We start from the raw sequence: 25,535 nt of genomic DNA on the forward strand, positions 1-25,535 counted from the left end.
CGACGGTTAGCTTGACCGCGACACGCTGGGCGTGTCTAATCACAAATATGTCATTCCGACGTTGTGGGCGTGGAATCACTTGCAGCGGGGATCAATTCGAACGGTTGTTCGAACGGGTGGCAGGGGTGTTCGGTTCGGGGTACATGATCGATCGAAATTTTCTGCGCTATCACAGGTGAGGAGGCGGAACGATGCCCAATGAGCAGATCGAGTCGGAGACTCGCTGGAGCACAGTAAGCGACGAACCGCAGACCAATTCCGAAGCAGGCGCAGCGGACGGCGTCTGTGTTCAAGAAGTCTGTGTGCAAGAAGGCAGTGTGAAAGAAATTCCTGTGCCGGAACTCGTCGCACAGGAAGTCGAGACGACGGGCCCCCGCCCGGCGTTGAGTCTGGTGACCGGTTTCGACGAATTGTTCGAGACCATCGAGGATCAGTGGCAGGAACGCGCGCTCTGTGCGCAGACCGACCCTGAGGCCTTCTTCCCCGAAAAGGGAGGCTCCACCAGGGAAGCGAAGCGCATCTGCCTGGGCTGTGAGGTGCGGGACGAATGCCTCGACTACGCACTGGCCAACGACGAGCGGTTCGGTATCTGGGGTGGTCTGTCGGAGCGTGAGCGCCGGCGCCTGAAGCGGGGGATCGTCTAGTTCAGTCTTCGTCGCCCGGCAAATCCGGGTCGATGACCTCGGGTTCGACTCCGAGGTACGTACTCACCTGCTGTACGAGCACGTCGTGCACCAGGTCGGTGAGGTCGTCCGGGTCCTTGGCGCGCTGTTCGAGCGGTCGCCGGAACAGGACGACTCGCGCCCGCGTCGTGGATCCGTGCCGGTCGATGCCGGCCGGGATCAGTCGGGACAGTGGCACGGGCCCGTCCGCCACGACCTCGGCGGGCCAGTTGACCGAATCCGGGTCGAGCGCATGAATTTTCGGGACCTCGTCGACGGCGATGTCCAGCTTCGTCAGGCGTTCGCGCCAGCGCGCGTCGATCGGCGCGAACGCCTCGAGCACCACCAGATCGAACTTCTCTGCGCGGCTCCGTCGTGCCGGCGCGTCCGGAGGGAACACGGACCCGCGGATTCCCCGTCCCCGTCGGTCGACGGATCGGGTGGTCACGGGACGCCTGCGTCGTGCTCTGGACATGGTGTGGACATTACGACAGCCGCACACTCTCGGTGTGTCCGAGTAGGTGCCGGGCCTTCGTGGGGCTAGGCTCCCTAGCTGTGAGATCTCTGCGTCGATGCTGCCGCCCCGGGTGCAAGAACCCCGCTGTCGCGACGCTCACGTACGTCTACTCCGACTCCACCGCCGTCGTCGGCCCGCTCGCCACGGTCGACGAACCGCACTCGTGGGATCTGTGCGAAACGCACGCGTCGAGGATTACCGCACCCAAGGGCTGGGAACTGGTTCGGTACGAAGGTGGGTTCTCGTCGAGCACCCCGGACGAGGACGACCTGACCGCGCTGGCGGAGGCCGTGCGGGAGGCGGGCCTCGGCGATCGCGGGCGGTCCGAACGGACCCTGTCCACCGAGGATCGCGCGGAGACCGGCACCCAGCCCGGCCCGGCACGCACCGGTCGTCGCGGCCATCTGCGGGTACTTCCCGACCCTTCCAACTGACGTCCCCGCCTGCTTCGGGGCCTGCGGCCCGCGGCGTGCCGTGCCCGCGACGGGCAGGCATTAGGCTTGCGCCAGCACTGGTGCTCGTAAAGGAGAAACAAGAAGTGGCGCGATCAGCCGAGTCCGTACATGCCGTGATCAAGGCTTACGACGTGCGGGGTGTCGTCGGTGAACACATCGACGCCGCGTTCGTGCAGGACGTGGGTGGCGCATTCGCACGACTCGTTCGCGAGGACGGCGCCACGAAGGTCGTGATCGGCTACGACATGCGCGCGTCTTCCCCGGACCTGGCCCGCGCATTCGCCGACGGCGTCACCGCCCAGGGCCTGGACGTCGTCCTCATCGGTCTCGCGTCCACCGATCAGCTGTATTTCGCGTCGGGGCTGTTCGACTGCCCGGGTGCGATGTTCACGGCGAGCCACAACCCGGCGAAGTACAACGGCATCAAGCTGTGCCGCGCAGGCGCGAAGCCGGTGGGGCAGGAGACGGGCCTTTCCACGATCGCGGCCGAGGTCGTCGACGGGGTCCCCGCGTTCGACGGCGCTCCCGGCACGGTGTCCGAGGAGGACGTGCTCGAGCAGTACGCGAGTTTCGTCCGCGGACTGGTGAACCTCTCCGACCTCCGCCCGCTGACGGTGGCGGTCGACGCGGGCAACGGCATGGGTGGGCACACCGTTCCCGCGGTGTTCGAGCCGATGCCGGTGAAGCTGGAGCCGCTGTACTTCGAGCTCGACGGCACGTTCCCGAACCACGAGGCGAATCCGCTCGACCCGGCGAACCTCGTGGATCTGCAACGGTACGTCCGTGAGACCGGTGCCGACATCGGTCTGGCCTTCGACGGCGACGCGGACCGCTGCTTCGTGGTCGACGAGCTCGGCAACCCGGTGTCGCCGTCCGCCGTCACCGCCCTGGTCGCGGAGCGGGAGCTGGCCAAGGAGCCCGGCGCGACCGTCATCCACAACCTCATCACGTCCCGCGCGGTGCCGGAGCTGGTGACGGAGCTGGGCGGACACCCGGTCCGCACCCGGGTGGGGCATTCGTTCATCAAGCAGCAGATGGCCGAGACGGGCGCGATCTTCGGCGGCGAGCACTCCGCGCACTACTACTTCCGCGACTTCTGGGGCGCCGACTCCGGGATGCTCGCCGGACTGCACGTTCTCGCGGCGCTGGGGGAGCAGGATCGTCCGCTGTCCGAGCTGATGGCGAAGTACGAGCGGTACGCGGCGTCGGGGGAGATCAACTCGACCGTCGCGGACGCCGCCGAACGGACCGACGCGGTGCTGTCGGCGTTCGCGGACCGCACCACGGTCGTGGACCGGCTCGACGGTGTCACGGTCGAACTGGCGGACGGCGCGTGGTTCAACTTGCGGGCCTCCAACACCGAGCCGCTCCTGCGACTGAACGTGGAGGCGGCGACGGCGGCCGAGGTAGATGCACTCGTTACCGAGATACTGGGCATCGTCCGAGCCTGACTGCCATAGTTGGAACTACAGGTTCTGCTCGTGTTGCGAATGTGGCTTGCACTGATGAAGAAAGGGGGTGCGGTGTCATGACAGCGCCGACGCCCCTGTTCGATCTGGACGACGGGGACGCACTGGTCGCGGCGGACACCGAGGGTGTGTTGCGTTCCGCCGCCATGGGGGGTGCCCAGATCCGGGCCACCCGGTCCGCGGTCGAGGAGGGGGCTCTCGAACGACTGCAGGGGCTGCGTCCGCGCAGCGTGGTGGTGGTGACCGGCGCGGGGCGCGCCAGCCGCGGGGCGGCGATCCTGACGGCGGTCCTCGCCGAACGGATCGGTTTCCCGCTGGTGCGCGCCACCCGGACCCCCGTGTGGGTGGGCCCGCTGGACGTGGTGGTGGTGGCCGGCGACGACGCAGGCGACCCCCGGCTCGTGCAGGCCATCGACGCAGCGGTGCGCCGCGGCGCCGAAGTCGTGGTGGCGGCGCCGGACGAGGGACCCTTGCAGGCCGCGGCGGCCGGACGCGTCGTCATGTTCGCGCCGCGGGTGCGGGCACTCACCCGGCACGGTCTGCTGCGGTACTTCGCCGTACTGCTGGCCGTCCTCCGCGTGGTCGGTTCGGAACGCTGGGGCGACGAGGTTCCCGACCTCGAGCAGATCGCCGACGCCGTCGACGGTGAGGCGCTGCGTGACAGGCCGAACAGCGAGGTGTTCCACAATCCCGCGAAATCGTTGGCCTCCCGCATGCAGGGACGCCGCATCGTGCTGACGGGTCACACGGAGAGCACTGTGGAACTGGCCCGGCACGGCGCCGAGGCGCTGCTGCACGCGGGTCGTGTGGCGACCGCGTCGGAACTTCCGGACGTTCTGAGCGCGGCGGGCACGTTCCGTGTCGACCAGGCGCTCTCCGCGCACGACTCGATATTCCACGATCCCGAGTTGGACGGTCCACCGTCGGCGAGCCCGGTGCGCACGTTCGTGTTGTCCGCCGACGCCGATCGGATGCTCGTCGAACGCAGGATCGCCGCCCTGGGCGACGTCGACCTCGTCGTCGCGTCCTCGGACGAGGGTCAGGTTCCGTCGCAGCGTCCCGAGCTGGAACAGGCGGCGGTTCTCGTCGGCAGGCTCGACATGACTGCCGCGTATCTCCAGTTGATCGGCGGTATCTAGTGCACCGACTCGAAGGTGCGCTGCGGTCCTACGCGTGGGGATCGCGCACAGCCATCGCGCAGCTGCGTGGACTTCCGGTTCCCACGGCGCATCCGGAGGCGGAACTGTGGTTGGGCGCGCACCCGGGTGATCCCGCCCGCGTTCTCACCGAGGAGGGGCCCCGGTCCCTTCTGGACCTGGTGCACTCGGAACCCGAACGTCAGCTCGGCAAGCGGAGTGTGGAGACGTTCGGCGATCGCCTCCCGTTCCTGTTGAAGTTGCTCGCGTCGGAGGAACCACTGTCGTTGCAGGCCCATCCGAGCGCCGAGCAGGCGTGGGAGGGATTCGCCCGGGAGAACGAAGCGGGAATCCCGCTCGAGTCCTCGGTGCGCAACTACAAGGACGCCAGCCACAAACCCGAACTCGTCGTGGCCCTCAGCCGGTTCCACGCGCTCGCCGGTTTCCGGGACCCCCAGCGGACGGTCAAGCTGCTCGAGGCGATCGCGGTTCCGGAGCTGCAGCCCTACGTCGGCCTGATTGCCGGACAACCCGACTCGGACGGTCTCCGCGCGCTGTTCACCACGTGGATCACGTTGCCGCAACCCGTGCTCGGCGCGCTGATGCCGAGGGTGCTCGACGGATGCGTCGCCTATCTGTCGAACACCAGGGACGGCGAGTTCGCGGCGGAGATCCGCACGGCCCTCGAATTGAGTGAGGTGTACCCGGGAGACGCGGGTGTGCTGGCCGCGCTCCTCCTGAACCGGGTCACCCTCGAACCGGGGCAGGGCCTGTACCTCGCCGCGGGCAACCTCCACGCCTACCTGCACGGGATGGCCGTCGAGATCATGGCCAACTCCGACAACGTGCTGCGCGGGGGACTCACGCCCAAGCACGTGGACGTTCCGGAGTTGCTGCGCGTCCTCGACTTCGACACCGTCGACATTCCGATACTGGAGGCGCAAGAGCGCCTGGGCAGTGGCGAATTCGTGTACTCCACGCCGGCGCCGGAATTCGTTCTCGCGCGGATCGACCTGTCACCGGACGGCCCCACGGAGCACCGGCTCGACTCGGAGGGACCGCACATTCTGCTGTGCACCTCGGGTTCGGTGGAGTTGCGGTGCGGAACCGATGCCCTCGAACTGTCCCAGGGCAACGCCGTCTGGATCGCGGCCGAGGACCCCGAAGTGGTGGTGACCGCGGGCACCGAGTGCGCCCAGTTGTTCAGTGCGAGGGTCGGCCCGCCGATCGCGTAGCCTGTACCCGCCCTGATCCGGGAAGGGCTCCGCGGCCCGTCGCGAGGGTCGTGTGCGACCGAGAGGAGAAGTCAGTTGTCGGCTCATGGGGGGAAGAAGGCGATTCTCGCCGCGCTCGGCGCCAATGCCGGTATCGCGGTGGCCAAGTTCGCCGGCTTCCTGATCACCGGCTCGTCATCCATGCTGGCGGAATCCGTGCACTCGGTGGCCGACACCTCCAACCAGGGCCTGCTCCTGCTCGGTCAGAAGAAGGCCGAACGCGCCGCCGACGACCTGCACCAGTTCGGGTACGGGCGTAGCCGCTACTTCTACTCGTTCGTCGTCGCGCTCGTGTTGTTCAGCCTCGGTTCGCTGTTCGCGATCTACGAGGGCATCCACAAGATCCAGCATCCCGAGGAACTCACGTCGCCCCTCGTGGCGGTGGTCATCCTGGTGATCGCCATCGGACTCGAGACATTCAGCTTCCTCACGGCCATGCGGGAGTCGCGCCCCCTCAAGGGAAAGGCGAGCTGGTGGGGATTCATTCGCACGTCGCGCAGCCCGGAGCTTCCCGTCGTGCTGCTCGAGGACACCGGCGCACTGGTCGGTCTGGTTCTCGCGCTCGGTGGTGTCGGACTGACGATGCTCACCAGGGATCCGGTGTGGGACGGTGTCGGCACCCTCTGCATCGGCGCCCTGCTCGGAATCATCGCGATCATCCTCATCGTCGAGATGCAGAGCCTGCTGATCGGTGAAGGAGCGACCGCCGAAGAGGAGTCGCGCATTCTCGCCGCTCTCGTCGACGGGGAGAAGATCGAGCGCATCATCCATTGCAAGACGCAGTACCTCGGACCCGAGGAAATCCTCGTGGCCGCGAAAGTGGCCGTGGCCGCAGGATCGGACATCAGTGCGGTCGCCGACGCCATCGACGAGGCCGAGGCGCGAGTGCGTGGCGCCGTCCCCGCGGCTCGCCGCATCTACATCGAACCCGACCTGTTCCGGGCAACCGAAGGCATAGGCTGAACGGCAACTTTCGATTGAGGAGGCTGATGTGGCCATCCAGGACAAAGACAGTGGAGAACCGCACCTCGGCGGCAGGCCGACCGGGTTGTTCCGCACCAAGTCGATCGAGCAGTCGATCCGAGACACGGACGAACCGGAAACCAAACTCCGCAAGGATCTGACGGCGTGGGACCTGACCGTCTTCGGTGTCGCCGTCGTCATCGGTGCCGGCATCTTCACGCTCACCGCGCGCACCGCAGGCAACGTCGCCGGGCCCTCGGTGTCGGCGGCGTTCGTGATCGCCGCCATCGCGTGCGGGCTCGCCGCGCTCTGCTACGCCGAGTTCGCCTCGACCGTTCCGGTCGCGGGCAGCGCGTACACGTTCTCCTACGCGACGTTCGGTGAACTGATCGCGTGGATCATCGGCTGGGACCTCATCCTCGAATTCGCGCTCGCCGCGTCGGTCGTGGCGAAGGGCTGGTCGCTCTATCTCGGTGAGGTGATCGGCAACCACACGCCGGTGGCGCAGATCGGCTCGGTCACGTTCGACTGGGGTGCGGTACTCATCGTCGCGATCATCACCGTCGTACTGGCGACGGGCACCAAGCTGTCGTCGCGGGTCTCCCTCGTGATCACCTCGATCAAGGTGGCCGTGGTGCTCGTGGTGGTGGTCGTCGGCGCGTTCTACATCGACACCGACAACTACTCGCCGTACATTCCCCCGTCCGAGGCGGGCAGCACGGGCGAGGGCATCCACCAGTCCCTGTTCTCCTACGTCACGGGCGCCGGCGGTAGCACGTTCGGCTGGTACGGACTGCTGGCAGCGGCGAGCCTGGTGTTCTTCGCGTTCATCGGTTTCGACATCGTCGCCACCACCGCCGAGGAGACGAAGGATCCGCAGAAGGCGCTGCCCCGCGGAATTCTGGGATCGCTGCTGATCGTGACAGTCCTGTACGTGGCGGTGACACTGGTGCTCACCGGCATGGTGGACTACCACGAATTGGCCGGGGACAGTTCCAATCTGGCGACCGCGTTCGGCATCCACGGGATCACGTGGGCGAAGAACCTGATCTCGTTCGGTGCGCTCGCGGGCCTGACCACCGTGGTGATGGTGTTGATGCTCGGGCAGACCCGGGTGCTGTTCGCCATGTCCCGGGACGGACTGATGCCGAGGCGGCTCGCGCCGACCGGCAAGCACGGCACACCCGTTCGGATCACCGTGCTCGTCGGAGTCGTGGTGGCGGTGCTCGCGGGGATCTTCCCGATCGGCACCCTCGAGGAGATGGTCAACATCGGAACGCTGTTCGCGTTCGTCCTCGTGTCGGTCGGCGTGATCGTGCTGCGCCGGACGCGACCGGACCTGCCCCGCGGATTCCGTGTCCCACTGGTCCCGTGGGTGCCCGTCCTCGCCGTCCTCGCCTGCCTGTGGCTGATGGTGAATCTGTCCGTCGAGACGTGGATCCGGTTCATCGTGTGGATGGCGCTCGGCGTGATCATCTACTTCGCCTACAGCCGCCGCCACTCGATGATGGAGAGACGAAGCCGCGGCGAGGTCTGACACGCAACGGGTTTCGACGTCCGGGTGCCGGAGCGGCAGTACCGGGCGAGTACCCCGGAGGTGGCGGGCACTAATGTCTTGGCCATGACTTCGTCGCGTGTCCGGGTGCCCTATCAGGAGGCTGCGCGCCTGCTGCTGCGTCAGTCGGTGCTCGATGCGATGCGGGATCTCCTGTTCGAGAAGGACTGGTCGGACATCACGATGTCGGATGTCGCGGCCGGCGCCGGGGTGAGCAGGCAGACGCTCTACAACGAGTTCAAGTCCCGGCAGGGGCTGGCGGAGGCGTACGCCATCCGGCTGGCCGACGAACTGGTCGACGCCGTCGACGAGGCGCTCGTGGCGAACGTCGGGGAAGGTCGGGCCGCGCTGCTCTCCGGGTTCACCGCGTTCTTCGCGGCCAGCCTGTCCGACCCGCTCGTACAGTCACTTCTGCGCGGCGAGACCAAGCCCGATCTGCTGCGTCTGATCACGACCGAGAGCGCGCCGATCATCGAGCGGGCGTCCACGCGGCTCGCCGACGTCTTCCAGCGGTGCTGGGTGCGGGCGAGCCCGTCGGACGCGGGGATTCTCAGCCGCGCCATCGTGCGCCTCGCTATGAGCTACATCTCGATGCCACCCGAATCCGAGGCCAACGTCGCCGAGGATCTGGGTGCTCTTCTGGGGCCTTTCGTGGACGAGGCGGTCGACGGGGCCGATCGGGAGTGATCGCCCCGTGGCGCAGCCTCACGTGAGTGTGACCCTCGGGCCGCAGTACCGATAGCCTTGACCGAAACAGCAGTCAAACAGGAGAGGCAGATGACGACCTCAGTTTCAACCACGCCCGTGGCCGAGAGCCGAAACGGGATCGATTTCAAGGTGGCGGACCTTTCGCTCGCCGAGTTCGGCCGCAAGGAGATCCGGCTCGCCGAGCACGAGATGCCGGGACTGATGGCGCTTCGCCGCGAGTACGCAGAGGTGCTGCCGCTCAAGGGCGCTCGCATTTCCGGTTCGCTGCACATGACCATCCAGACGGCCGTCCTCATCGAGACGCTCGTCGCTCTGGGCGCGGAGGTCCGCTGGGCCTCGTGCAACATCTTCTCGACGCAGGATCACGCCGCCGCCGCGATCGTCGTCGGCCCGCACGGCACGCCCGAGGAGCCGCAGGGCACCCCGGTCTTCGCGTGGAAGGGCGAGACGCTCGAGGAGTACTGGTGGGCCGCCGAGCAGATGCTCACCTGGCCGGACGCCGACAAGCCCGCGAACATGATCCTCGACGACGGCGGCGACGCCACGATGCTCGTCCTCAAGGGCGCGCAGTTCGAGAAGGCCGGCGTCGTGCCGCCCACCGACGACGAGCAGGATTCCGACGAGTACAAGGTGTTCCTCGCCCTGCTGCGTCAGTCCCTCGAAGCGGACAAGACCAAGTGGACCAAGGTTGCGGAGTCGGTACAGGGCGTCACCGAGGAGACCACGACCGGTGTCCTGCGTCTCTACCAGGTCGCGGCCGCCGGTGAACTCACGTTCCCGGCCATCAACGTCAACGACTCGGTCACCAAGAGCAAGTTCGACAACAAGTACGGCACCCGGCACTCGCTGCTCGACGGTATCAACCGCGGCACCGACGTGCTGATCGGCGGCAAGGCCGCGCTCGTCTGCGGTTACGGCGACGTCGGCAAGGGGTGCGCGGAGGCTCTGCGCGGACAGGGTGCCCGCGTCGCGGTCACCGAGGTCGACCCCATCAACGCCCTCCAGGCGCTGATGGACGGCTTCGAGGTGAAGACGGTCGAGCAGGCCATCGGCTGGGCCGACATCGTCATCACGTCCACGGGCAACAAAGACATCATCACGTTCGAGCACATGAAGCAGATGAAGCACCAGGCCATCCTGGGCAACATCGGCCACTTCGACAACGAGATCGACATGGCGGGCCTCGAGCGTTCCGGTGAGGTCACCCGCATCAACATCAAGCCGCAGGTGGACGAGTTCCGGTTCAAGGACGGCCACTCGATCATCGTGCTGTCCGAGGGCCGCCTGCTGAACCTCGGCAACGCCACCGGCCACCCCTCGTTCGTGATGAGCAACAGCTTCTCCAACCAGGTGATCGCGCAGATCGAACTGTGGACGAAGCCGGAGGAGTACGACAACGAGGTGTACCGCCTCCCGAAGCACCTCGACGAGAAGGTCGCGAAGATCCACGTCGAGGCGCTCGGTGGCACGCTCACCAAGCTCACGAAGGAGCAGGCGGAGTACATCGGCGTCGACGTCGAGGGCCCGTTCAAGCCCGAGCACTACCGCTACTAGAGGCTGCGGCGTCCCCCGGCCCGTCGCGGGCGGGCCGGGGGATAGCCTTCTTCCTCGTGGGAAAACTGATTGCGCTCGAAGGCCTGGACGGCGCCGGCAAGCGAACACTCGTCGGCGCAGTGGTGGCACGCCTCACCGAACAGGGCCTGACGGTCGGCACCCTCGACTTTCCGCGGTACGGCAGGTCCGTGCACGCGGATCTGGCGTCCGAGGCGCTCAAGGGCGCGCACGGCGACCTCAGCGACTCCGTGCACGCGATGGCCGTGTTGTTCGCGCTGGACCGGTCCGGTGCCGTCGGAGAGCTCGGAGAGCTGCTCGCCGGACACGACCTGGTGATCCTCGACCGCTATGTGGCGTCCAACGCCGCGTACGGCGCAGCTCGGTTGCATCAGGGGGCGGATGGGGAGTTCGTGGGCTGGGTGCAGAACCTCGAATTCGAGCGGCTGGGGCTGCCTCGGCCCGACCTGCAGCTGTATCTCGACGTCCCCGTGGCACTCGCCGCGCAACGCGCCCGCGGCCGCGAATCGGCGGATGCGAGCCGGTCGCTGGACGCCTACGAACGCGACCGTGGACTGCAGGAACGCACCGGCGAGGTGTACCGCGAGCTGGCCGTGAAGGACTGGATTTCGCCGTGGTGGGTGCTCACCCCGGACACCGATCCGGTCACGCTCGCCGAAAACCTGGCACTCTTGAGTGACGACACGGCACGCCGTGACGAGAAAGAACACGGCACGCCGTAACGGCGAACGGGCTGTTACGGCCTCCGAAGATGCAACGATAGGGACATGAAGCCAAGGATTCTGGTTGTCGACGACGACACTGCGCTCGCGGAGATGCTCACGATCGTCCTCCGCGGCGAAGGATTCGATCCGTATGTGGTGGGGGACGGGACCCAGGCGCTCACCGCGGTCCGGGAGACACGCCCGGACCTCGTGCTGCTCGACCTGATGCTGCCCGGCATGAACGGCATCGACGTGTGCCGCGTCCTGCGGGCCGATTCCGGTGTGCCCATCGTGATGCTGACCGCGAAGACGGACACCGTCGACGTGGTCCTCGGATTGGAATCCGGCGCGGACGACTACATCATGAAGCCGTTCAAGCCGAAGGAGCTGGTGGCGCGGGTTCGGGCACGGCTTCGCCGGACCGAGGACGAGCCGGCCGAGCTGCTAAGCATCGCCGACATCGTCATCGACGTCCCCGCCCACAAGGTGAGCCGGGGCGAAGAACTGATCTCCCTCACCCCTCTCGAGTTCGACCTCCTGGTGGCTCTGGCGCGCAAGCCGCGACAGGTGTTCACCCGTGAGGTCCTGCTCGAGCAGGTGTGGGGTTACCGACATGCAGCCGACACCCGACTGGTCAACGTGCACGTTCAGCGTCTGCGGGCCAAGGTCGAGACTGATCCCGAAAATCCCGAAGTGGTTTTGACGGTCAGGGGGGTCGGCTACAAGGCCGGACCGCCGTGACAGGTGTTTCCCGATGGCGGCGTCGTGTCAACCGACGCGTTTCGCCGATCCTTCGGTGGGGTCACTCACTGAGCAATACCCTCGCGCACACGTGGCGTCGTTCGCTGCAGCTGAGGGTCGTCGTCTCGACGTTGACGTTGTCGCTCATCGTCATCGTCGTGCTCGGCGTCGTGCTGACGAGTCAGATCACCGACCGTCTGCTCGAAACGAAGATCAACGCGGCGACCGAGGAGATGGACCGTGCCCGCAGCACGGTCGAGGGGCAGTTGGCCGGCGCGGACGACAGTAGTTCGCCCACCACCCAGCTCGACGGTGCCCGGGCCGCGCTGACGAACCGGGAGCCCGACGCCGGTCAGGCGTCGGGGTCGGCGGGAACGTTCGATCCCGTGCTGATCGTGCCCGGTGACGGCCCCCGGGCCCCGACGTCCAGCGGTCCGGCGGACCAGATCCCGGAATCGTTGCGGGCGTTCGTCCAGGCCGGTCAGGTTGCCTATCAGTTCGCCACCGTGAACGATCCCGAAGGCTATTCGGGGCCGGCGCTGATCGTCGGGAGCCCGACCGCGTCCGCGATCTCCACGCTCGAGCTGTACCTCGTGTTCCCGCTGGCCAGTGAGGACCGCAGCCTGTCGCTGGTTCGCGGCACGCTGCTGGTGGGTGGTGCGGTGCTCGCCGTGCTGCTCGCGGCCATCGCGCTTCTCGTCGCCCGGCAGGTGGTTCTGCCCATCCGGTCGGCGTCCCGGATCGCGGTGCGCTTCGCCGACGGCCGGCTGAAGGAACGCATGCCGGTGCGCGGCGAGGACGACATGGCCCGGCTGGCGATGTCGTTCAACGAGATGGCCGAGAGCCTCTCGAAACAGATCACCCAGCTCGAGGAGTTCGGAAATCTCCAGAAGAGATTCACCTCCGACGTGAGCCACGAGCTGCGGACCCCGCTGACGACCGTGCGCATGGCGGCCGACCTCATCCACGACGGCAGCGACGACCTCGACCCCGTGCTCCGGCGGTCGTCGGAATTGCTGGTCGCCGAACTCGACCGGTTCGAGGGGTTGCTGGCCGACCTCCTCGAGATCAGCAGGCACGACGCCGGTGTCGCGGAACTGGCCGCCGAGCAACTCGACGTCCGGATGTGTGCGCGTGCGGCGATCTCGACGGTCCGTCACCTCGCGCGCGAGAGCGGGACCGAACTGATCGTTGACCTGCCCGATCAGGCAGTCATGGCCGAGGTGGACCCGCGTCGCGTGGAACGCATTCTGCGGAACCTCCTCGCGAACGCGATCGATCACGGAGAAGGCAAACCGGTGCTGCTGCGCCTGCGCGCCGACGACAGCGCTGCGGCGTTCATCGTGCGCGACCAGGGCGTGGGGCTGCGGCCGGGCGAGGAGAAGCTGGTGTTCAACAGGTTCTGGCGGTCCGACCCGTCGCGTGTGCGACGGTCGGGCGGTACCGGCCTCGGACTCGCGATCAGTGTGGAGGACGCGAATCTCCACGACGGCAGGCTCGAGGCGTGGGGCGAACCCGGCCAAGGCGCCTGCTTCCGACTGACGCTGCCGCGGGTGCGGGGCCGCAAGGTCGTGTCGAGCCCGCTGCCGTTGAAACCGGGAACCGCGAAATACGTTCAAGGGCAGCCCGTCCCGGGCGACACCACGTTGCCGGTGCGCAACGAGAGCCCGGAGACGGTGGCCGACGAGTCCCGCACGGTTCCCCGGAAGCGCGAGCGAGCGCACGTCGGTGACCGAGACGGTTCGCACCTTCCGGAGCAGGACCTGTGACGCCCGGCCGGCGATCCGTCCTGCTGTCGCGGTCGGTGTGCGGAGCGATCGTCCTGGCGGTGCTCGTGACGGTCAGTGGGTGCGCGAGCCTCCCGGATTCCTCCACACCGCAGGCGATCGGCACGATCAACCGTGACTCGCCGGGATCGAGTGTCGCGGCCCCCGCGCCGGGGCGTGAACCCGACCTGCTGCTCCGCGACTTCTTCAAGGCCAGCACGGACCCGACCGACCGGCATCTGGCGGCCCGCCAATTCCTCACCGCCGGGGTGTCCGGCAGCTGGGACGACGCGGCCAGCGCGACCATCGTCGACAAGGTCGACGTGCTGCCGGAGACCCGGTCCGCCGACAAGGCGACGTACACGATCCGCGCCAACAAGGTGGGGCAGCTCGAGCCCGGCGGACTGTACGTGGCGGAGGAGGGAAGCTTCGAGACGAAGATCAGCCTCGAGCTACTCGACGGGGAGTGGAGGATCTCCGAGCTCCCCGCCGGCGTGATCCTGGACCGGGCACAGTTCCTGAACACCTATCAGCGCAAATCGCTGTACTTCCTGGATCCGGCCGGGACGACGGTCGTGCCGGATCCGCGCTGGGTGTCGGGCGCCCAGGACCAGATGGCGTCGCAGCTGATCGGCCTGCTGATCGACGGGCCGAAGGCCGCCCTCGCCCCGGCCGTGCGCAACGAGCTCGGTGACGGCGTGTCCGTGCGGGGCCCGATCACGAAGGCCGACGGCCGCACCGCGCAGGTGGGGGTGGGGCTCGGCGGCATCCGGATCGATTTCGCCGGCGTGCCGCCCATGGACGCGCAGGCGAAGCAGCTGTTCGCGGCGCAGGTGATCTGGACGCTGGCCAACGCGGAGATCTCGGGCCCGTATGTGCTGCTCGCCGACGGCGAGCCCTTCGACGAGCGGTTCCCGAACGGGTGGACCACCGCGGACGTCGCGTCGATGAATCCGTTCGCGACCTCGAGTGCCACCGTGGGGCTGCACGCGCTGCGTGAGGGGTCGATGGTGAGCGTCACCGAGACCGGCGTCACCCCGGTGCCCGGGTACTTCGGTTCGGCCCGCAACATGCGTTCGCTCGCGCTGTCGCAGGACGGAAAGCTGGTCGCCGCGGTCGCGGACACCGGGCGTCCCGCCCCGGAACCCGCGAGTTCGCTGATGGTCGGCGCATACGAGGACGGTGCCGCGTCGGTGCTCGAAGGCGGCGCGATCACCCGCCCGACATGGGCACCCGACAATTCGGCGATCTGGGCAGCGGTCAACGGCAACACGGTGATTCGGGTGTTGCGCGAGCCCGGAACCGGCCGGACGTCGGTGGTCAACGTCGATGCCGGCGCCGTCACCGCGCTGGGTGCCACGATCACCGAGTTGCGGCTGTCCCGCGACGGGGTGCGCGCGGCGCTGATCGTCGACGGCAAGGTCTACCTCGCGATCGTCACCCAGATGCCGGGCGGTGAGTACGCGTTGACGAATCCCCGTGCGGTCGCGATCGGTCTGGGCAGCCCGGCGCTGTCGCTGGACTGGAGCACGAGCGACACGATCGTCGTCGCGCGCGCGGCCTCGGACATCCCAGTGGTGCAGGTGGCCGTCGACGGCTCGCGGATGGACGCGCTGCCGAGCCGCAACCTGACCGCGCCGGTGGTGGCCGTGGACGCGTCCACGACCACGGAGTTCGTCGCCGACTCCCGCGCGGTGTTCCAGTTGAACAACAACGATCCGGCGGGCGACCGGTACTGGCGGGAGGTCCCCGGGTTGACGGGTGTGAAGGCGATCCCGGTCCTGCCGGGCTGAGGCTGTCGGTGCGGTCGCCGATACTGCCCGCATGCGCGCCCTGCCCGGCCTCCGGAGTCTGCTCGACCTGATCCTGCCCGCCGAATGCGGCGGGTGCGGTGTGCCGGGCACGCAGTGGTGTGCCCGCTGCGCCACGGAGTTGGCCGACGATCCCGTGCTGCTCCGGCCCCGCGTGGATCCCGGGGTCGGGGTGTGGGCCCTCGGGCCGTACTCGGGTGCCCGACGTCGGGCCGTGATCGCCGCGAAGGAACGCGGGCGGCGTGATCTCGCTGCGCCCCTCGGATCCGCCGTCGCGGGCGCTCTGGGCCGTCTGCAGCAGTGGGGTGAACTCGACCCGCCGGACGTGGCCCCGGTGGTTCTGGTGCCGGCTCCGACGCGTCCCCGGGCCGCCCGTGCACGCGGCGGCGACCCCGTCACCCGGATCGCCGTCGCCGCGGTGGGAGGCAGACGCGTGTGCCCCGCGCTCGTGATGCGACACGCCGTGCGCGATTCGGTCGGACTGAGCGCAGATCAACGTCGAGTAAACCTCGAGGGTGGCGTCCGGTTGACGCGCAGCGGTCGCGGATTCGCACGGCATCGATTGTCGGAATCGGATGCACTGCAACGGGTATCGGTGGTACTGCTGGACGACGTGTCGACCACCGGGGCGACCGCCGCCGAGTCGGTCCGGGTGCTGTCGCGAGTGGGTATCCGAGTGAGCGCGGTGGTCGTCGTGGCGGGTGTCGGATGAAATTCTGCCGAACAGTGGCACTCGCGCGCGTTACGTACTAGCGTCGCGGACACACCCGAAAACACAGGTAGGAGGTGGAACTTCGAACCTGGTGCCGGGCGGACCCCCTTCCGGCATTGCTCAAACTCGCCGCCGCCCATCAAGGGGCGGGGCCGTAATCGGGAGGTACGAGTGACGACCCCTTCGCAAGCCTCGGTTTTCGTCGACGACCGCACAACGGATGCACAAGAGAAGACGGATACCCCCAACGCCGAGATCGTCGTCAAGGGACGCAACGTCGAGGTACCCGACCACTTCCGCGTGTACGTCTCCGAGAAGCTGTCGCGCCTCGAGCGCTTCGATCCCTCCATATTTCTGTTCGATGTCGAACTTCACCACGAACCCAATCGACGCCAGAGGAAAAACTGCCAGCGCGTCGAGATCACTGCCCGAGGCAAGGGGCCGGTAGCCCGAGCCGAGGCATGCGCCGACAGCTTCTATGCAGCATTCGAGTCGGTGACCGCCAAGCTCGAGAGCAGGCTCCGCCGCACCAAGGACCGCAAAAAGGTCCACTACGGGGAAAAGACCCCGGTGTCGGTGGCGGAGGCCACCGCCGCACTCGCCGAGGACGACAGTCTCGGCATCAGTCCCGACATCTCCCTGGACGGTCAGATGCCGGACGAGCACACACCGGGTCATGTCGTGCGTACCAAGGAACACAAGGCCACGCCGATGACCGTCGACGATGCTTTGTACGAGATGGAGCTGGTAGGACACGATTTCTTCCTGTTCCACGACAAGGAGTCGGACAAGGCGACCGTCGTCTACCGGCGGCACGCGTTCGACTACGGATTGATCCGTCTGGCGTGATGTACTCCCGTTCCGCCTGACGATCCGAGCGGTCGGTCTACTCGTCCGATCGCGGAAGCGCCTACCATGGAATCCGGCCGGGGTTCTCGGACCTCCGGCCGGATTTTGTGTGTCACCCATCCACTGCCGAAGATTGAGGACGAACAAGACTGTGCCGTCGCTGTCGCTATCGAAGCTGCTCCGTGTTGGTGAAGGTCGCATGGTCAAGCGGCTCAAGCACATCGCCGACCACGTTTCCTCGCTGTCGCCCGAGGTCGAAGACCTGACCGACGAGCAACTCCGCGCGAAGACCGAGGAGTTCCGCGCCCGCTACCGCGACGGCGAGACGCTCGACGAGCTGCTGCCCGAGGCGTTCGCGGTCGCCCGCGAGGCGTCCTGGCGGGTCATCGACCAGCGGCACTTCCACGTGCAGATCATGGGCGGCGCCGCCCTCCACTTCGGCAACATCGCCGAGATGAAGACGGGTGAGGGCAAGACCCTGACCTGCGTGTTGCCCGCGTACCTCAATGCGATCGCCGGAGACGGCGTGCACGTCGTCACGGTCAACGACTACCTCGCCAAGCGCGACTCCGAGTGGATGGGCCGTGTCCACCGCTTCCTCGGCCTCGACACCAGCGTGATCCTGTCCGGCATGTCGCCCGCCGAGCGTCGCGCAGCCTATGCGGCCGACATCACATACGGCACCAACAACGAGTTCGGGTTCGACTACCTGCGCGACAACATGACGCACTCCCTGGACGATCTCGTCCAGCGCGGTCACAGCTTCGCCGTCGTCGACGAGGTCGACTCCATCCTCATCGACGAGGCCCGGACCCCCCTCATCATCTCCGGCCCCGCGGACGCCTCGAGCAAGTGGTACGCGGAATTCGCGCGCATCGCGCCGCTGCTCAAGCGTGACGTGCACTACGAGGTCGACATCCGCAAACGCACCATCGGCGTCCACGAGGCCGGCGTCGAGCTCGTCGAGGACCAGCTCGGCATCGACAACCTGTACGAGGCCGCCAACTCGCCGCTCGTGAGCTACCTGAACAACGCCATCAAGGCCAAGGAGCTCTACACCAAGGACAAGGACTACATCGTCCGCGACGGCGAAGTGATCATCGTCGACGAGTTCACCGGCCGCGTCCTCGTCGGCCGCCGGTACAACGAGGGCATGCACCAGGCGATCGAGGCCAAGGAGAAGGTCGAGATCAAGGCCGAGAACCAGACCCTCGCCACGATCACACTCCAGAACTACTTCCGTCTCTACGACAAGCTGTCGGGCATGACGGGTACGGCCGAGACCGAGGCCGCCGAGCTGCACCAGATCTACAACCTCGGCGTCATCCCGATTCCCACCAACCGGCCGATGGTCCGCGTCGACAACGGCGACCTGATCTACAAGACCGAGGAAGCCAAGTTCGACGCCGTCGTCGACGACGTGGTGGAGCGGCACGAGAAGGGCCAGCCGGTCCTGATCGGCACCACCAGCGTCGAGCGGTCCGAGTACCTGTCGAAGCAGTTCACCAAGCGCGGCGTGGCGCACAACGTGCTGAACGCGAAGTTCCACGAGCAGGAAGCCCAGATCATCGCCGAGGCCGGCAGGTCGGGCGCCGTCACCGTGGCGACCAACATGGCCGGTCGCGGTACCGACGTCGTGCTGGGCGGCAACCCCGACATCATCGCGGACATCGCGCTCCGCAAGCAGGGGCTCGACCCCGTCCACACGCCCGACGACTACGAGGCGGCGTGGGACGACGTCCTCGACCAGGTCAAGGCCGAGGTCAAGGCCGACGCGGACAAGGTTCGTGAGGCGGGCGGACTCTATGTCCTCGGCACCGAGCGGCACGAGTCCCGGCGTATCGACAACCAGTTGCGCGGCCGCTCCGGCCGTCAGGGCGATCCGGGTGAGTCACGGTTCTACCTGTCGCTCGGCGACGAGTTGATGCGACGGTTCAACGGCGCGGCGCTCGAGTCGATCATGACCCGGCTCAACCTGCCCGACGACGTTCCCATCGAGGCGAAGATGGTCTCGAAGGCCATCAAGAGCGCTCAGACGCAGGTCGAGCAGCAGAACTTCGAGATCCGCAAGAACGTCCTCAAGTACGACGAGGTGATGAACCAGCAGCGCACCGTCATCTACAACGAGCGCCGCCAGATCCTCGAAGGCAAGGACATGGAGGGCCAGGTCGAGAAGATGATCACCGACGTGGTCACCGCCTACGTCGACGGCGCCACCGCCGAGGGATACGTCGAGGACTGGGATCTCGAACAACTGTGGACGGCCCTCAAGACGCTGTACCCGGTCGGCCTCGACTACAAGGAACTGGTCGGCGACGGCGACGACGGTGAGACCAACGACATCACCGCCGACGAGCTGCGCGAGACCCTGCTGAAGGACGCACACGACGCCTACGCCCGGCGCGAGGCCGAGATCGACGGCGTCGCCGGCGAGGGATCGATGCGCGAACTGGAGCGCCGCGTCCTGCTGAGCGTGCTCGACCGCAAGTGGCGCGAACACCTCTACGAGATGGACTACCTCAAGGAAGGTATCGGCCTGCGGGCGATGGCCCAGCGTGATCCGCTCGTCGAGTACCAGCGCGAAGGCTTCGACATGTTCGGCGGCATGCTCGAGGGCCTGAAGGAGGAGTCGGTCGGATTCCTGTTCAACCTTCAGGTCGAGGCGGCCGCCCCGCAGGCGGCACAGGCCCCGGGCGTCAGCGTCACCGCGGCTTCCGCAGCGGCGACGGCGTCGGCCTCGCCCGCGCCGGCAGCGCCGCGGCCACTGCCCACCCAGGAGGCGGCGCAGCAGGCGCAGGGCACAGCGGCACCGTCCGCCCTCCGCGCGAAGGGACTGGATGATGGCGAGCCCCGCGGGCTCACGTACTCCGGGCCTGCCGAGGACGGCAACGCCCAGCTCAGCCGCCGCGGAGCCGCCGAATCGGACGATGCCGCCGACGCCGGAACCCGTCGTCAGCGGCGGGAGGCCGCGCGGTCGCAGTCCAAGGGCAAGAAGGCTCCGCGGACCAAGCGCAAGCGCTGACCGCAGAAGAAGACGATCAGCCGATCACCAGCGAGGTGACGGTCCAGCCCGTGTCGGACTGCTGTTCGACACGGGCTGCGATCACGAAGATCCGCGGTCCCCGGCCGTAGGTGCCGAAGGCCTCGAACGCGCACGGCTCCACCGCGCGCAGGTGCACGCGGACGAGCGTCGCGACACCGAGTCGCCGGGCAGGCGACTCCGACAGCGCGAGCGTGCGCACGACGTCGACGAGCGACGGCGTCACCAGCGGCCGCAGTTGCCGCACGTTGCGGCGCCGATCCAGCACTTCGAGGACCAGCCGGAACGCCTGCTCGGTGAATCGCTGGACGTCCGGCGACGGAAGAGGCAGCGTTCCCGGCCGCGTCGCGGCGGTGCGTGGCGACGCCCCCGAGTGGGGCGACGAGCGGTGCCTGCCGCGCCCGGCCGCGTGCCGCCCGCCCGACGGCACCGCCGAACGCCCCGGCAGAGGTGGTGCGGGAACGTCACCGGCGGCCGGCTCGAAGCGCGGCACCCGTGACAGGAACGTGTAGGACTCACTCATTTCTTACCCCCCGGTTTCGGCATGAGACGGCCGTCGTAGCGGTCATACTCGCACGGATCCCGTCGTCGTGTCGCCGAACCGGTGAGCGGACCCTAGGGTGGGGACGTGCGGGGATTGATATTGGACTTCGGAGGCGTTCTCGCGGGTCCCGGTTCGGACATGGACGGCCTGTCGTCCGTCCTCGCCGGTGCCCGGACTCGTGGGGTGCGGACCGCGATCCTCAGTAACGATCCCGGTGGTCCCGGCGCGCAGTGGCTGCGGGAACTCGGTGACGGCCGGCTGGTCGATCAGGTCGTGCTGTCCGGGGATGTCGGTGTGGCCAAACCTGATCCGCGGATCTACCGGCTGACGGCCGACGCGCTCGGTCTGGCCCCGGGGGACTGTATCTTCGTCGACGACCTGTCGGTCAATGTCCGGGGTGCGGTGGCCGTCGGGATGGTGGGTATCCACCACGTCGACGGCGGCGCCACCGCGGACGAGATAGCGATACTTCTCGAGGTCGATCGAGACGGGATGCAAGGGGGACAGGCGCCGACATGGTGACGAGACTGACTACGCAGGACGCGTCGTTCTACTTTCTCGAGGCGAGCAGCACGCCGATGCACGTGGGGTCGCTCGCGATCTTCCGCAAGCCGCGAAACGGGTTGTCCTACGAGGAATTACTGAGCCTCGTCGAGGAACGGCTGAGCCTGGTGCCCCGCTACCGGCAGAAGGTGCGGGAGGTGGCGCTGGGACTGTCGCGGCCGGTGTGGGTGGACGACCAGGACTTCGACATCGAGTACCACGTCCGGCGGTCGGCGCTGCCGAAGCCGGGATCGGATGCCCAGTTGCACGATCTGGTCGCGCGGCTCACGTCGCGGCCGCTCGACAACACGCGACCGCTGTGGGAGATGTACCTGGTGGAGGGGTTGTCGAACAATCGCTTCGCCATCTTCACGAAGTCCCATTCCTCGCTGGTCGACGGCGAGACGGCGCTCGAGATCGGCCAGGTGATCCTGGACCCGGCGAAGACCCGGCGGCCCATGGCCGAGGAACTGTGGATGCCGAGCCCCGCCCCCAGTGAGTCCACCCTCATCGCCGGGGCGCTGGCGGAGATGGTGGCGCGGCCGGGCGAAGGGCTGGCGGCGCTGCGGATGACGTTGGGTGACATGGCGTCTGCGCTCGGCGAGACAGTGCGCGCCGTCGGCAAGGTGGCCGCCGTCGTGCGCACCGCCACGCAGGTGGCGCCGGCGAGTCCGCTGAACGCGACCATTTCCCGCAATCGGCGCTTCGCGGTGGTCAAGACCGAACTGGGTGACTACCGGAAGATCCGCGCGCAGTACGGGTGTGAGGTCAACGACGTCATCCTCGCGGTCGTGTCGGGTGCGATGCGGTACTGGCTGCTCTCCCGCGGCGAGCCGGTGGCCGAGTCGACCACGGTCCGGGCCATGGTCCCGATGTCCGTGTACGCGACGGATCCCGAGGCCGACGACGAGGCGTCACGCCGCGACGAGTGGGCGGATCCGCGGAGCATGGTGTCGTCGTTCCTCATCGACCTGCCGGTCGGGGAACCGAATGCCGTGGTGCGGCTGTCGCACGTGGCGCATGCGATGGAGGCGCACGCCAAGCAGAGCCAGCGGGTCACCGCGGAGACCCTGGTGCGTTTGTCGGGATTCGCGCCGGCCACGCTGCACGCGATGAGTGCCCGTGTCGCGAGCAGTTTCTCGCAGCGAATGTTCAATCTGATGATCACCAACGCGCCGGGTCCGCAGCTGCCGCTGTACGTCGGGGGAGCGCGGATGCTCGAGATGTATCCGGTGTCGCCGCTGCTGAAAAACCAGACTTTGAGCATCGGCCTGACGTCCTACGACGGCAACGTCTACTACGGTTTGAATGCAGACCGTGACGCCATGGCCGACGTGGACGTGGTGGCGGCGCTGCTGTACGAATCTCTCGAGGAGTTGTTGGATGCCAGCCGGTGAGAAGTCCGCGGTGCGAATGACGGGTGCCGCATGACGAGGGTATACGTTCCCGCGACGATCGAGATCCTCCAGCGGCTCGTCACCGACCGGGAGTTCGATCCGATGAGCCGTACCGCGTTCGCCGTCACCCCCACGCTCCGCGAGGCGTACTCGTCGGGCGACGACGAGGAACTGGCCGAGGTCGCGATGGCCGAGGCCGCCCGGGCCTCGCTGCGACTGATCGCGGGCCGGGTGGGGGAGAGCGGGAGCGACGGGGTTCGGTTCCGTCGCGCCGTGGTCGCCGCGGACGTGGACGACGTGACGCCGCGGCCGGACCTCGACGACGCCGTGGTCCGGTTGCCCGGTCCGGTGACGATCGGCACGGTCGCGTCCGTGCACGTGGATCTGGCTGAGGCGGAGCCGGACATCGAGCGGGCCGTGTCGGCGATCGACGAGGCGGATCTCGGGGACCCCGACGCAGAGTTCGTTCTCGGTGACGCGGAGGATCATGTGCTGGCGTGGTACGCCACTCAGGAGCTTCCGTTCCTGCTCGAACTACTCTGACCGGTACGTCCTCTTACCTTGGGGTAACCTACGGTACCGTAACTTGATAACCTACGGTAGCGTAGGTCATGACGGAAAAGGTGGAGGTCGGATGGGTCTGAAGGATTGGATCGAGGCGCCCGCAGCAGCGGTCGTGCCCGCCAAGCGGTCCAAGCTCAATTGGTTGCGTGGCGCGGCGGCACGGCTCACGACGCCGTTGCTGCCCGACGACTACCTGCACCTGGCCAACCCGCTGTGGTCGGCTCGCGAACTGCGTGGACAGATCGTGGAGGTGCGCGCGGAGACCGCGGACTCGGCCACGATCGTCATCAAGCCGGGCTGGGGATTCGATTTCGACTACGAGCCCGGCCAGTACATCGGGATCGGTCTGCACATCGACGGACGCTGGCACTGGCGCTCGTACTCGCTCACCTCGCCGCCGAACTGGGACGACAAGCTCATCTCCATCGCCGTCAAGGCAATGCCCGAGGGATTCCTGTCGAGTCACCTCGTCAACGGTGTGCCCTCGGGGACGATCGTGCGGCTCGCGACCCCCACGGGCAACTTCGCGCTGCCCGACCCGCCGCCGGAGCGGATCCTGTTCCTCACCGCGGGCAGTGGCATCACGCCCGTGATGGCGATGCTGCGCACGATGAACCGGCGCGGTCAGCTTCCCGACGTCTTCCACGTCCACTCGGCGCCCACCGACGCCGACGTGATGTTCGCCGACGAGCTCACCCAGCTCCACGAGGAGCACGACGACTTCCGGTGCAAGATCCAGCTCACCCGCAGTCAGGGCAAGTTCGCGTTGTCCTCGCTCGACGAGGTGTGCCCGGACTGGCGTGAACGGCAGACGTGGGCCTGCGGCCCGCTGCCGATGCTCGACGAGATCGAGACGCTGTGGCGCGACGAGGGCATCGAGAACAAGTTGCACCTCGAGCGGTTCGCCGTCTCCCGCGCGGACACGTCCGGCGAGGGCGGGACCGTGACGTTCGCCAAGGCCGACAAGACCGTGTCGATCGACGGTGCGACCACTCTCCTCGAGGCCGGTGAGAAGGTCGGGGCACTGATGCCGTTCGGCTGCCGGATGGGTATCTGCCAGACCTGTGTCGTGCCGATTCTCGCCGGGCATGCCATCGACCTGAGGTCGGGCAAGCAGCACGCCGAAGGTGACCGAGTCCAGACCTGTATCTCCGCGGCGGCAGGGGACTGCACGCTCGACGCGTAAGCGTGAGCGTGTTGTTCACCTGACTCCGCTATTCTCGGACTCTCACCAGACGGAGGAGCACGGTGGCGATCACCGACATCAAAGAGTTCGCGCATCTGACCGAAGCGGACATCGAATCGCTCGGGCGTGAGTTGGATGCGATCCGGCTCGACGTGGAGGATTCGCGGGGCGTTCGCGACGCCCGCTACATCCGCCGGGCCATCAGGGCGCAACGGCTGTTGGAGCTCGGTGGCCGGCTTGCGTTGTTCGGAAGCCGCTACCGCCCGGCGTGGCTCGCGGGCACCGCGATGCTCTCCCTCTCGAAGATCATCGAGAACATGGAACTCGGCCACAACGTGATGCACGGCCAGTGGGACTGGATGAACGATCCGGAGATCCACTCCATGTCGTGGGAGTGGGATCAGACGGGCCCCTCGGAGCATTGGAAGCGGGCGCACAACTACTCCCACCACACGTTCACCAACATCGTGGGAATGGATTCCGATGTGGGGTTCGGCATCCTCAGGATGACCCGCGACGAGGAGTGGCGGCCGATCAATCTGCTGCAGCCCTTCGCCAACATCGTCCTGGCCGCCACGTTCGAGTGGGGGATTGCGCTCCACGACCTCACGTTCGCCGCCGAGCTCGAGGGCGCGGAGAAGGGGCAGCTCAATTCCCAGGCCAACAAGGATTTCGGTCGCAAGATCTTCCGCCAGGTCGGCAAGGACTTCCTCCTGTTCCCGGTGCTCGCGGGGCCGGCGTGGAAGTCGACGCTCACGGCCAATGCCACCGCCAATCTCGTGCGGAATCTGTGGGCCTATGTGGTGATCTTCTGCGGGCACTTCCCGGACGGTGCCGAGAAGTTCACGGTGGACGAATACGAGAACGAGACCCGGCACGAGTGGTATCTCCGGCAGATGCTCGGCAGCGCGAATTTCGATTCCGGCAAGGTCATGGGTTTCATGAGCGGGAACCTCAGCTACCAGATCGAGCATCACCTGTTCCCGGACCTGCCGAGCAACCGGTACCCGGAGATCGCGGTGAAGGTCCGGGCGCTGTGCGAGAAGTACGACCTGCCGTACACCACGGGTTCGCTCGCCAAGCAGTACCTGCTGGCTCTGCGCACGATCCACAAACTCGCGCTGCCCGACCGGTTCCTGCGGGCGACGGCGGACGACGCCCCGGAGACGTCCTCCGAACGCAAGTTCCGTGACGCCCGTGATGCGGGTGCCGCCATGGTCGAGACGTTGCGTACGGATCCCGTCACGGGGCAGCGGCGGGGTCTGCTGTCGGCGTTGCGCGCCCGCGCGGAGGCCAGGATTCCGCGACGCCGACGGTGATTTCACTCACACCTACACTCAGGTAACCTACGGTGTCGTAACTTACGG

The 25,535-nt window shown here is 67.3% G+C and carries 23 protein-coding genes; 21 read left to right on the forward strand and 2 right to left on the reverse strand.

Annotation, left to right across the window (positions count from 1 at the left end):
* The first annotated feature begins 383 nt into the window (after positions 1-383).
* Positions 384-644 (forward strand): WhiB family transcriptional regulator, encoded by a 261-nt coding sequence (locus ACLIVD_RS13555; RefSeq protein ID WP_166680705.1) that lies wholly within the window; start codon positions 384-386, stop codon positions 642-644.
* Between the two features lies 1 nt (position 645).
* On the opposite strand, the gene ACLIVD_RS13560 is transcribed toward ACLIVD_RS13555, so the two are convergent.
* On the reverse strand, positions 646-1,137 hold the full coding sequence (locus ACLIVD_RS13560; protein WP_029539455.1) for a metallopeptidase family protein: 492 nt from the start codon (positions 1,135-1,137) through the stop codon (positions 646-648).
* An 80-nt stretch (positions 1,138-1,217) separates the two neighbouring features.
* On the opposite strand from ACLIVD_RS13560, the gene ACLIVD_RS13565 reads away from it, so the two are divergent.
* From ACLIVD_RS13565 to secA, 15 genes are all read left to right on the forward strand, one after another.
* Entirely contained in the window at positions 1,218-1,613 is a 396-nt protein-coding gene (locus tag ACLIVD_RS13565; RefSeq protein WP_280781622.1) for a DUF3499 domain-containing protein, read from the forward strand.
* 104 nt (positions 1,614-1,717) lie between these two features.
* Positions 1,718-3,085 carry a phosphomannomutase/phosphoglucomutase gene (locus tag ACLIVD_RS13570; protein ID WP_283335208.1) on the forward strand — a complete coding sequence of 456 codons (1,368 nt, stop codon included), beginning with the start codon at positions 1,718-1,720 and terminating at the stop codon, positions 3,083-3,085.
* A gap of 77 nt (positions 3,086-3,162) precedes the next feature.
* A complete protein-coding gene (locus tag ACLIVD_RS13575; protein WP_491932585.1) occupies positions 3,163-4,242 on the forward strand; it encodes a tobH protein in 1,080 nt (359 codons plus the stop codon).
* A complete protein-coding gene (manA, locus tag ACLIVD_RS13580; protein ID WP_491932586.1) occupies positions 4,242-5,474 on the forward strand; it encodes a mannose-6-phosphate isomerase, class I in 1,233 nt (410 codons plus the stop codon). The genes ACLIVD_RS13575 and manA overlap by 1 nt, the downstream gene beginning before the upstream one ends.
* A 75-nt stretch (positions 5,475-5,549) precedes the next feature.
* Positions 5,550-6,476 carry a cation diffusion facilitator family transporter gene (locus ACLIVD_RS13585; protein ID WP_491932587.1) on the forward strand — a complete coding sequence of 309 codons (927 nt, stop codon included), beginning with the start codon at positions 5,550-5,552 and terminating at the stop codon, positions 6,474-6,476.
* A gap of 28 nt (positions 6,477-6,504) precedes the next feature.
* A complete protein-coding gene (locus ACLIVD_RS13590) occupies positions 6,505-8,013 on the forward strand; it encodes an amino acid permease (protein ID WP_105413173.1) in 1,509 nt (502 codons plus the stop codon).
* Between the two features lie 84 nt (positions 8,014-8,097).
* Positions 8,098-8,718, forward strand: coding sequence for a TetR/AcrR family transcriptional regulator (locus ACLIVD_RS13595; protein ID WP_491932588.1), 621 nt, complete (start codon positions 8,098-8,100; stop codon positions 8,716-8,718).
* Positions 8,719-8,808: 90 nt separating this feature from the next.
* Positions 8,809-10,293, forward strand: coding sequence for an adenosylhomocysteinase (gene ahcY, locus ACLIVD_RS13600; RefSeq protein ID WP_105413171.1), 1,485 nt, complete (start codon positions 8,809-8,811; stop codon positions 10,291-10,293).
* A 56-nt stretch (positions 10,294-10,349) separates the two neighbouring features.
* Positions 10,350-11,033: a dTMP kinase gene (locus ACLIVD_RS13605; protein ID WP_283335213.1), complete on the forward strand. Its 684-nt coding sequence runs from the start codon at positions 10,350-10,352 to the stop codon at positions 11,031-11,033.
* Between the two features lie 45 nt (positions 11,034-11,078).
* Positions 11,079-11,756 carry an MtrAB system response regulator MtrA gene (mtrA, locus tag ACLIVD_RS13610; protein WP_005240059.1) on the forward strand — a complete coding sequence of 226 codons (678 nt, stop codon included), beginning with the start codon at positions 11,079-11,081 and terminating at the stop codon, positions 11,754-11,756.
* Positions 11,753-13,525 (forward strand): MtrAB system histidine kinase MtrB, encoded by a 1,773-nt coding sequence (gene mtrB, locus ACLIVD_RS13615; protein WP_283353761.1) that lies wholly within the window; start codon positions 11,753-11,755, stop codon positions 13,523-13,525. Before mtrA ends, mtrB begins: the two co-directional genes overlap by 4 nt.
* Positions 13,522-15,315, forward strand: a complete 1,794-nt coding sequence (gene lpqB / locus ACLIVD_RS13620; RefSeq protein WP_283335214.1) for an MtrAB system accessory lipoprotein LpqB — start codon at positions 13,522-13,524, stop codon at positions 15,313-15,315. The genes mtrB and lpqB overlap by 4 nt, the downstream gene beginning before the upstream one ends.
* Positions 15,316-15,346: 31 nt before the next feature.
* Entirely contained in the window at positions 15,347-16,045 is a 699-nt protein-coding gene (locus ACLIVD_RS13625) for a ComF family protein (RefSeq protein WP_283335215.1), read from the forward strand.
* Positions 16,046-16,216: 171 nt separating this feature from the next.
* Complete coding sequence (hpf, locus tag ACLIVD_RS13630) at positions 16,217-16,894, forward strand: ribosome hibernation-promoting factor, HPF/YfiA family (RefSeq protein WP_005259747.1); 678 nt, start codon at positions 16,217-16,219, stop codon at positions 16,892-16,894.
* 151 nt (positions 16,895-17,045) lie between these two features.
* Positions 17,046-19,916 (forward strand): preprotein translocase subunit SecA, encoded by a 2,871-nt coding sequence (gene secA / locus ACLIVD_RS13635; RefSeq protein WP_061041175.1) that lies wholly within the window; start codon positions 17,046-17,048, stop codon positions 19,914-19,916.
* A 16-nt stretch (positions 19,917-19,932) separates the two neighbouring features.
* Here the strand turns inward: secA and ACLIVD_RS13640 are convergent, their stop codons facing one another.
* Entirely contained in the window at positions 19,933-20,457 is a 525-nt protein-coding gene (locus tag ACLIVD_RS13640; RefSeq protein WP_491932589.1) for an Rv3235 family protein, read from the reverse strand.
* A 105-nt stretch (positions 20,458-20,562) separates the two neighbouring features.
* On the opposite strand from ACLIVD_RS13640, the gene ACLIVD_RS13645 reads away from it, so the two are divergent.
* The 5 genes from ACLIVD_RS13645 (at position 20,563) to ACLIVD_RS13665 (ending at position 25,487) form a co-directional block, all read left to right on the forward strand.
* A complete protein-coding gene (locus ACLIVD_RS13645; protein ID WP_037204691.1) occupies positions 20,563-21,000 on the forward strand; it encodes an HAD-IA family hydrolase in 438 nt (145 codons plus the stop codon).
* A complete protein-coding gene (locus tag ACLIVD_RS13650; protein WP_280781633.1) occupies positions 20,994-22,418 on the forward strand; it encodes a WS/DGAT/MGAT family O-acyltransferase in 1,425 nt (474 codons plus the stop codon). Before ACLIVD_RS13645 ends, ACLIVD_RS13650 begins: the two co-directional genes overlap by 7 nt.
* A 30-nt stretch (positions 22,419-22,448) precedes the next feature.
* Positions 22,449-22,961 (forward strand): DUF6912 family protein, encoded by a 513-nt coding sequence (locus ACLIVD_RS13655; RefSeq protein ID WP_020476818.1) that lies wholly within the window; start codon positions 22,449-22,451, stop codon positions 22,959-22,961.
* A 91-nt stretch (positions 22,962-23,052) separates the two neighbouring features.
* On the forward strand, positions 23,053-24,168 hold the full coding sequence (locus ACLIVD_RS13660) for a ferredoxin reductase (RefSeq protein ID WP_105413165.1): 1,116 nt from the start codon (positions 23,053-23,055) through the stop codon (positions 24,166-24,168).
* Between the two features lie 62 nt (positions 24,169-24,230).
* Complete coding sequence (locus ACLIVD_RS13665) at positions 24,231-25,487, forward strand: fatty acid desaturase family protein (RefSeq protein WP_491932590.1); 1,257 nt, start codon at positions 24,231-24,233, stop codon at positions 25,485-25,487.
* The last annotated feature ends 48 nt before the right edge of the window (positions 25,488-25,535 follow it).

The organism is Rhodococcus sp. G6(2025), assembly GCF_058628105.1.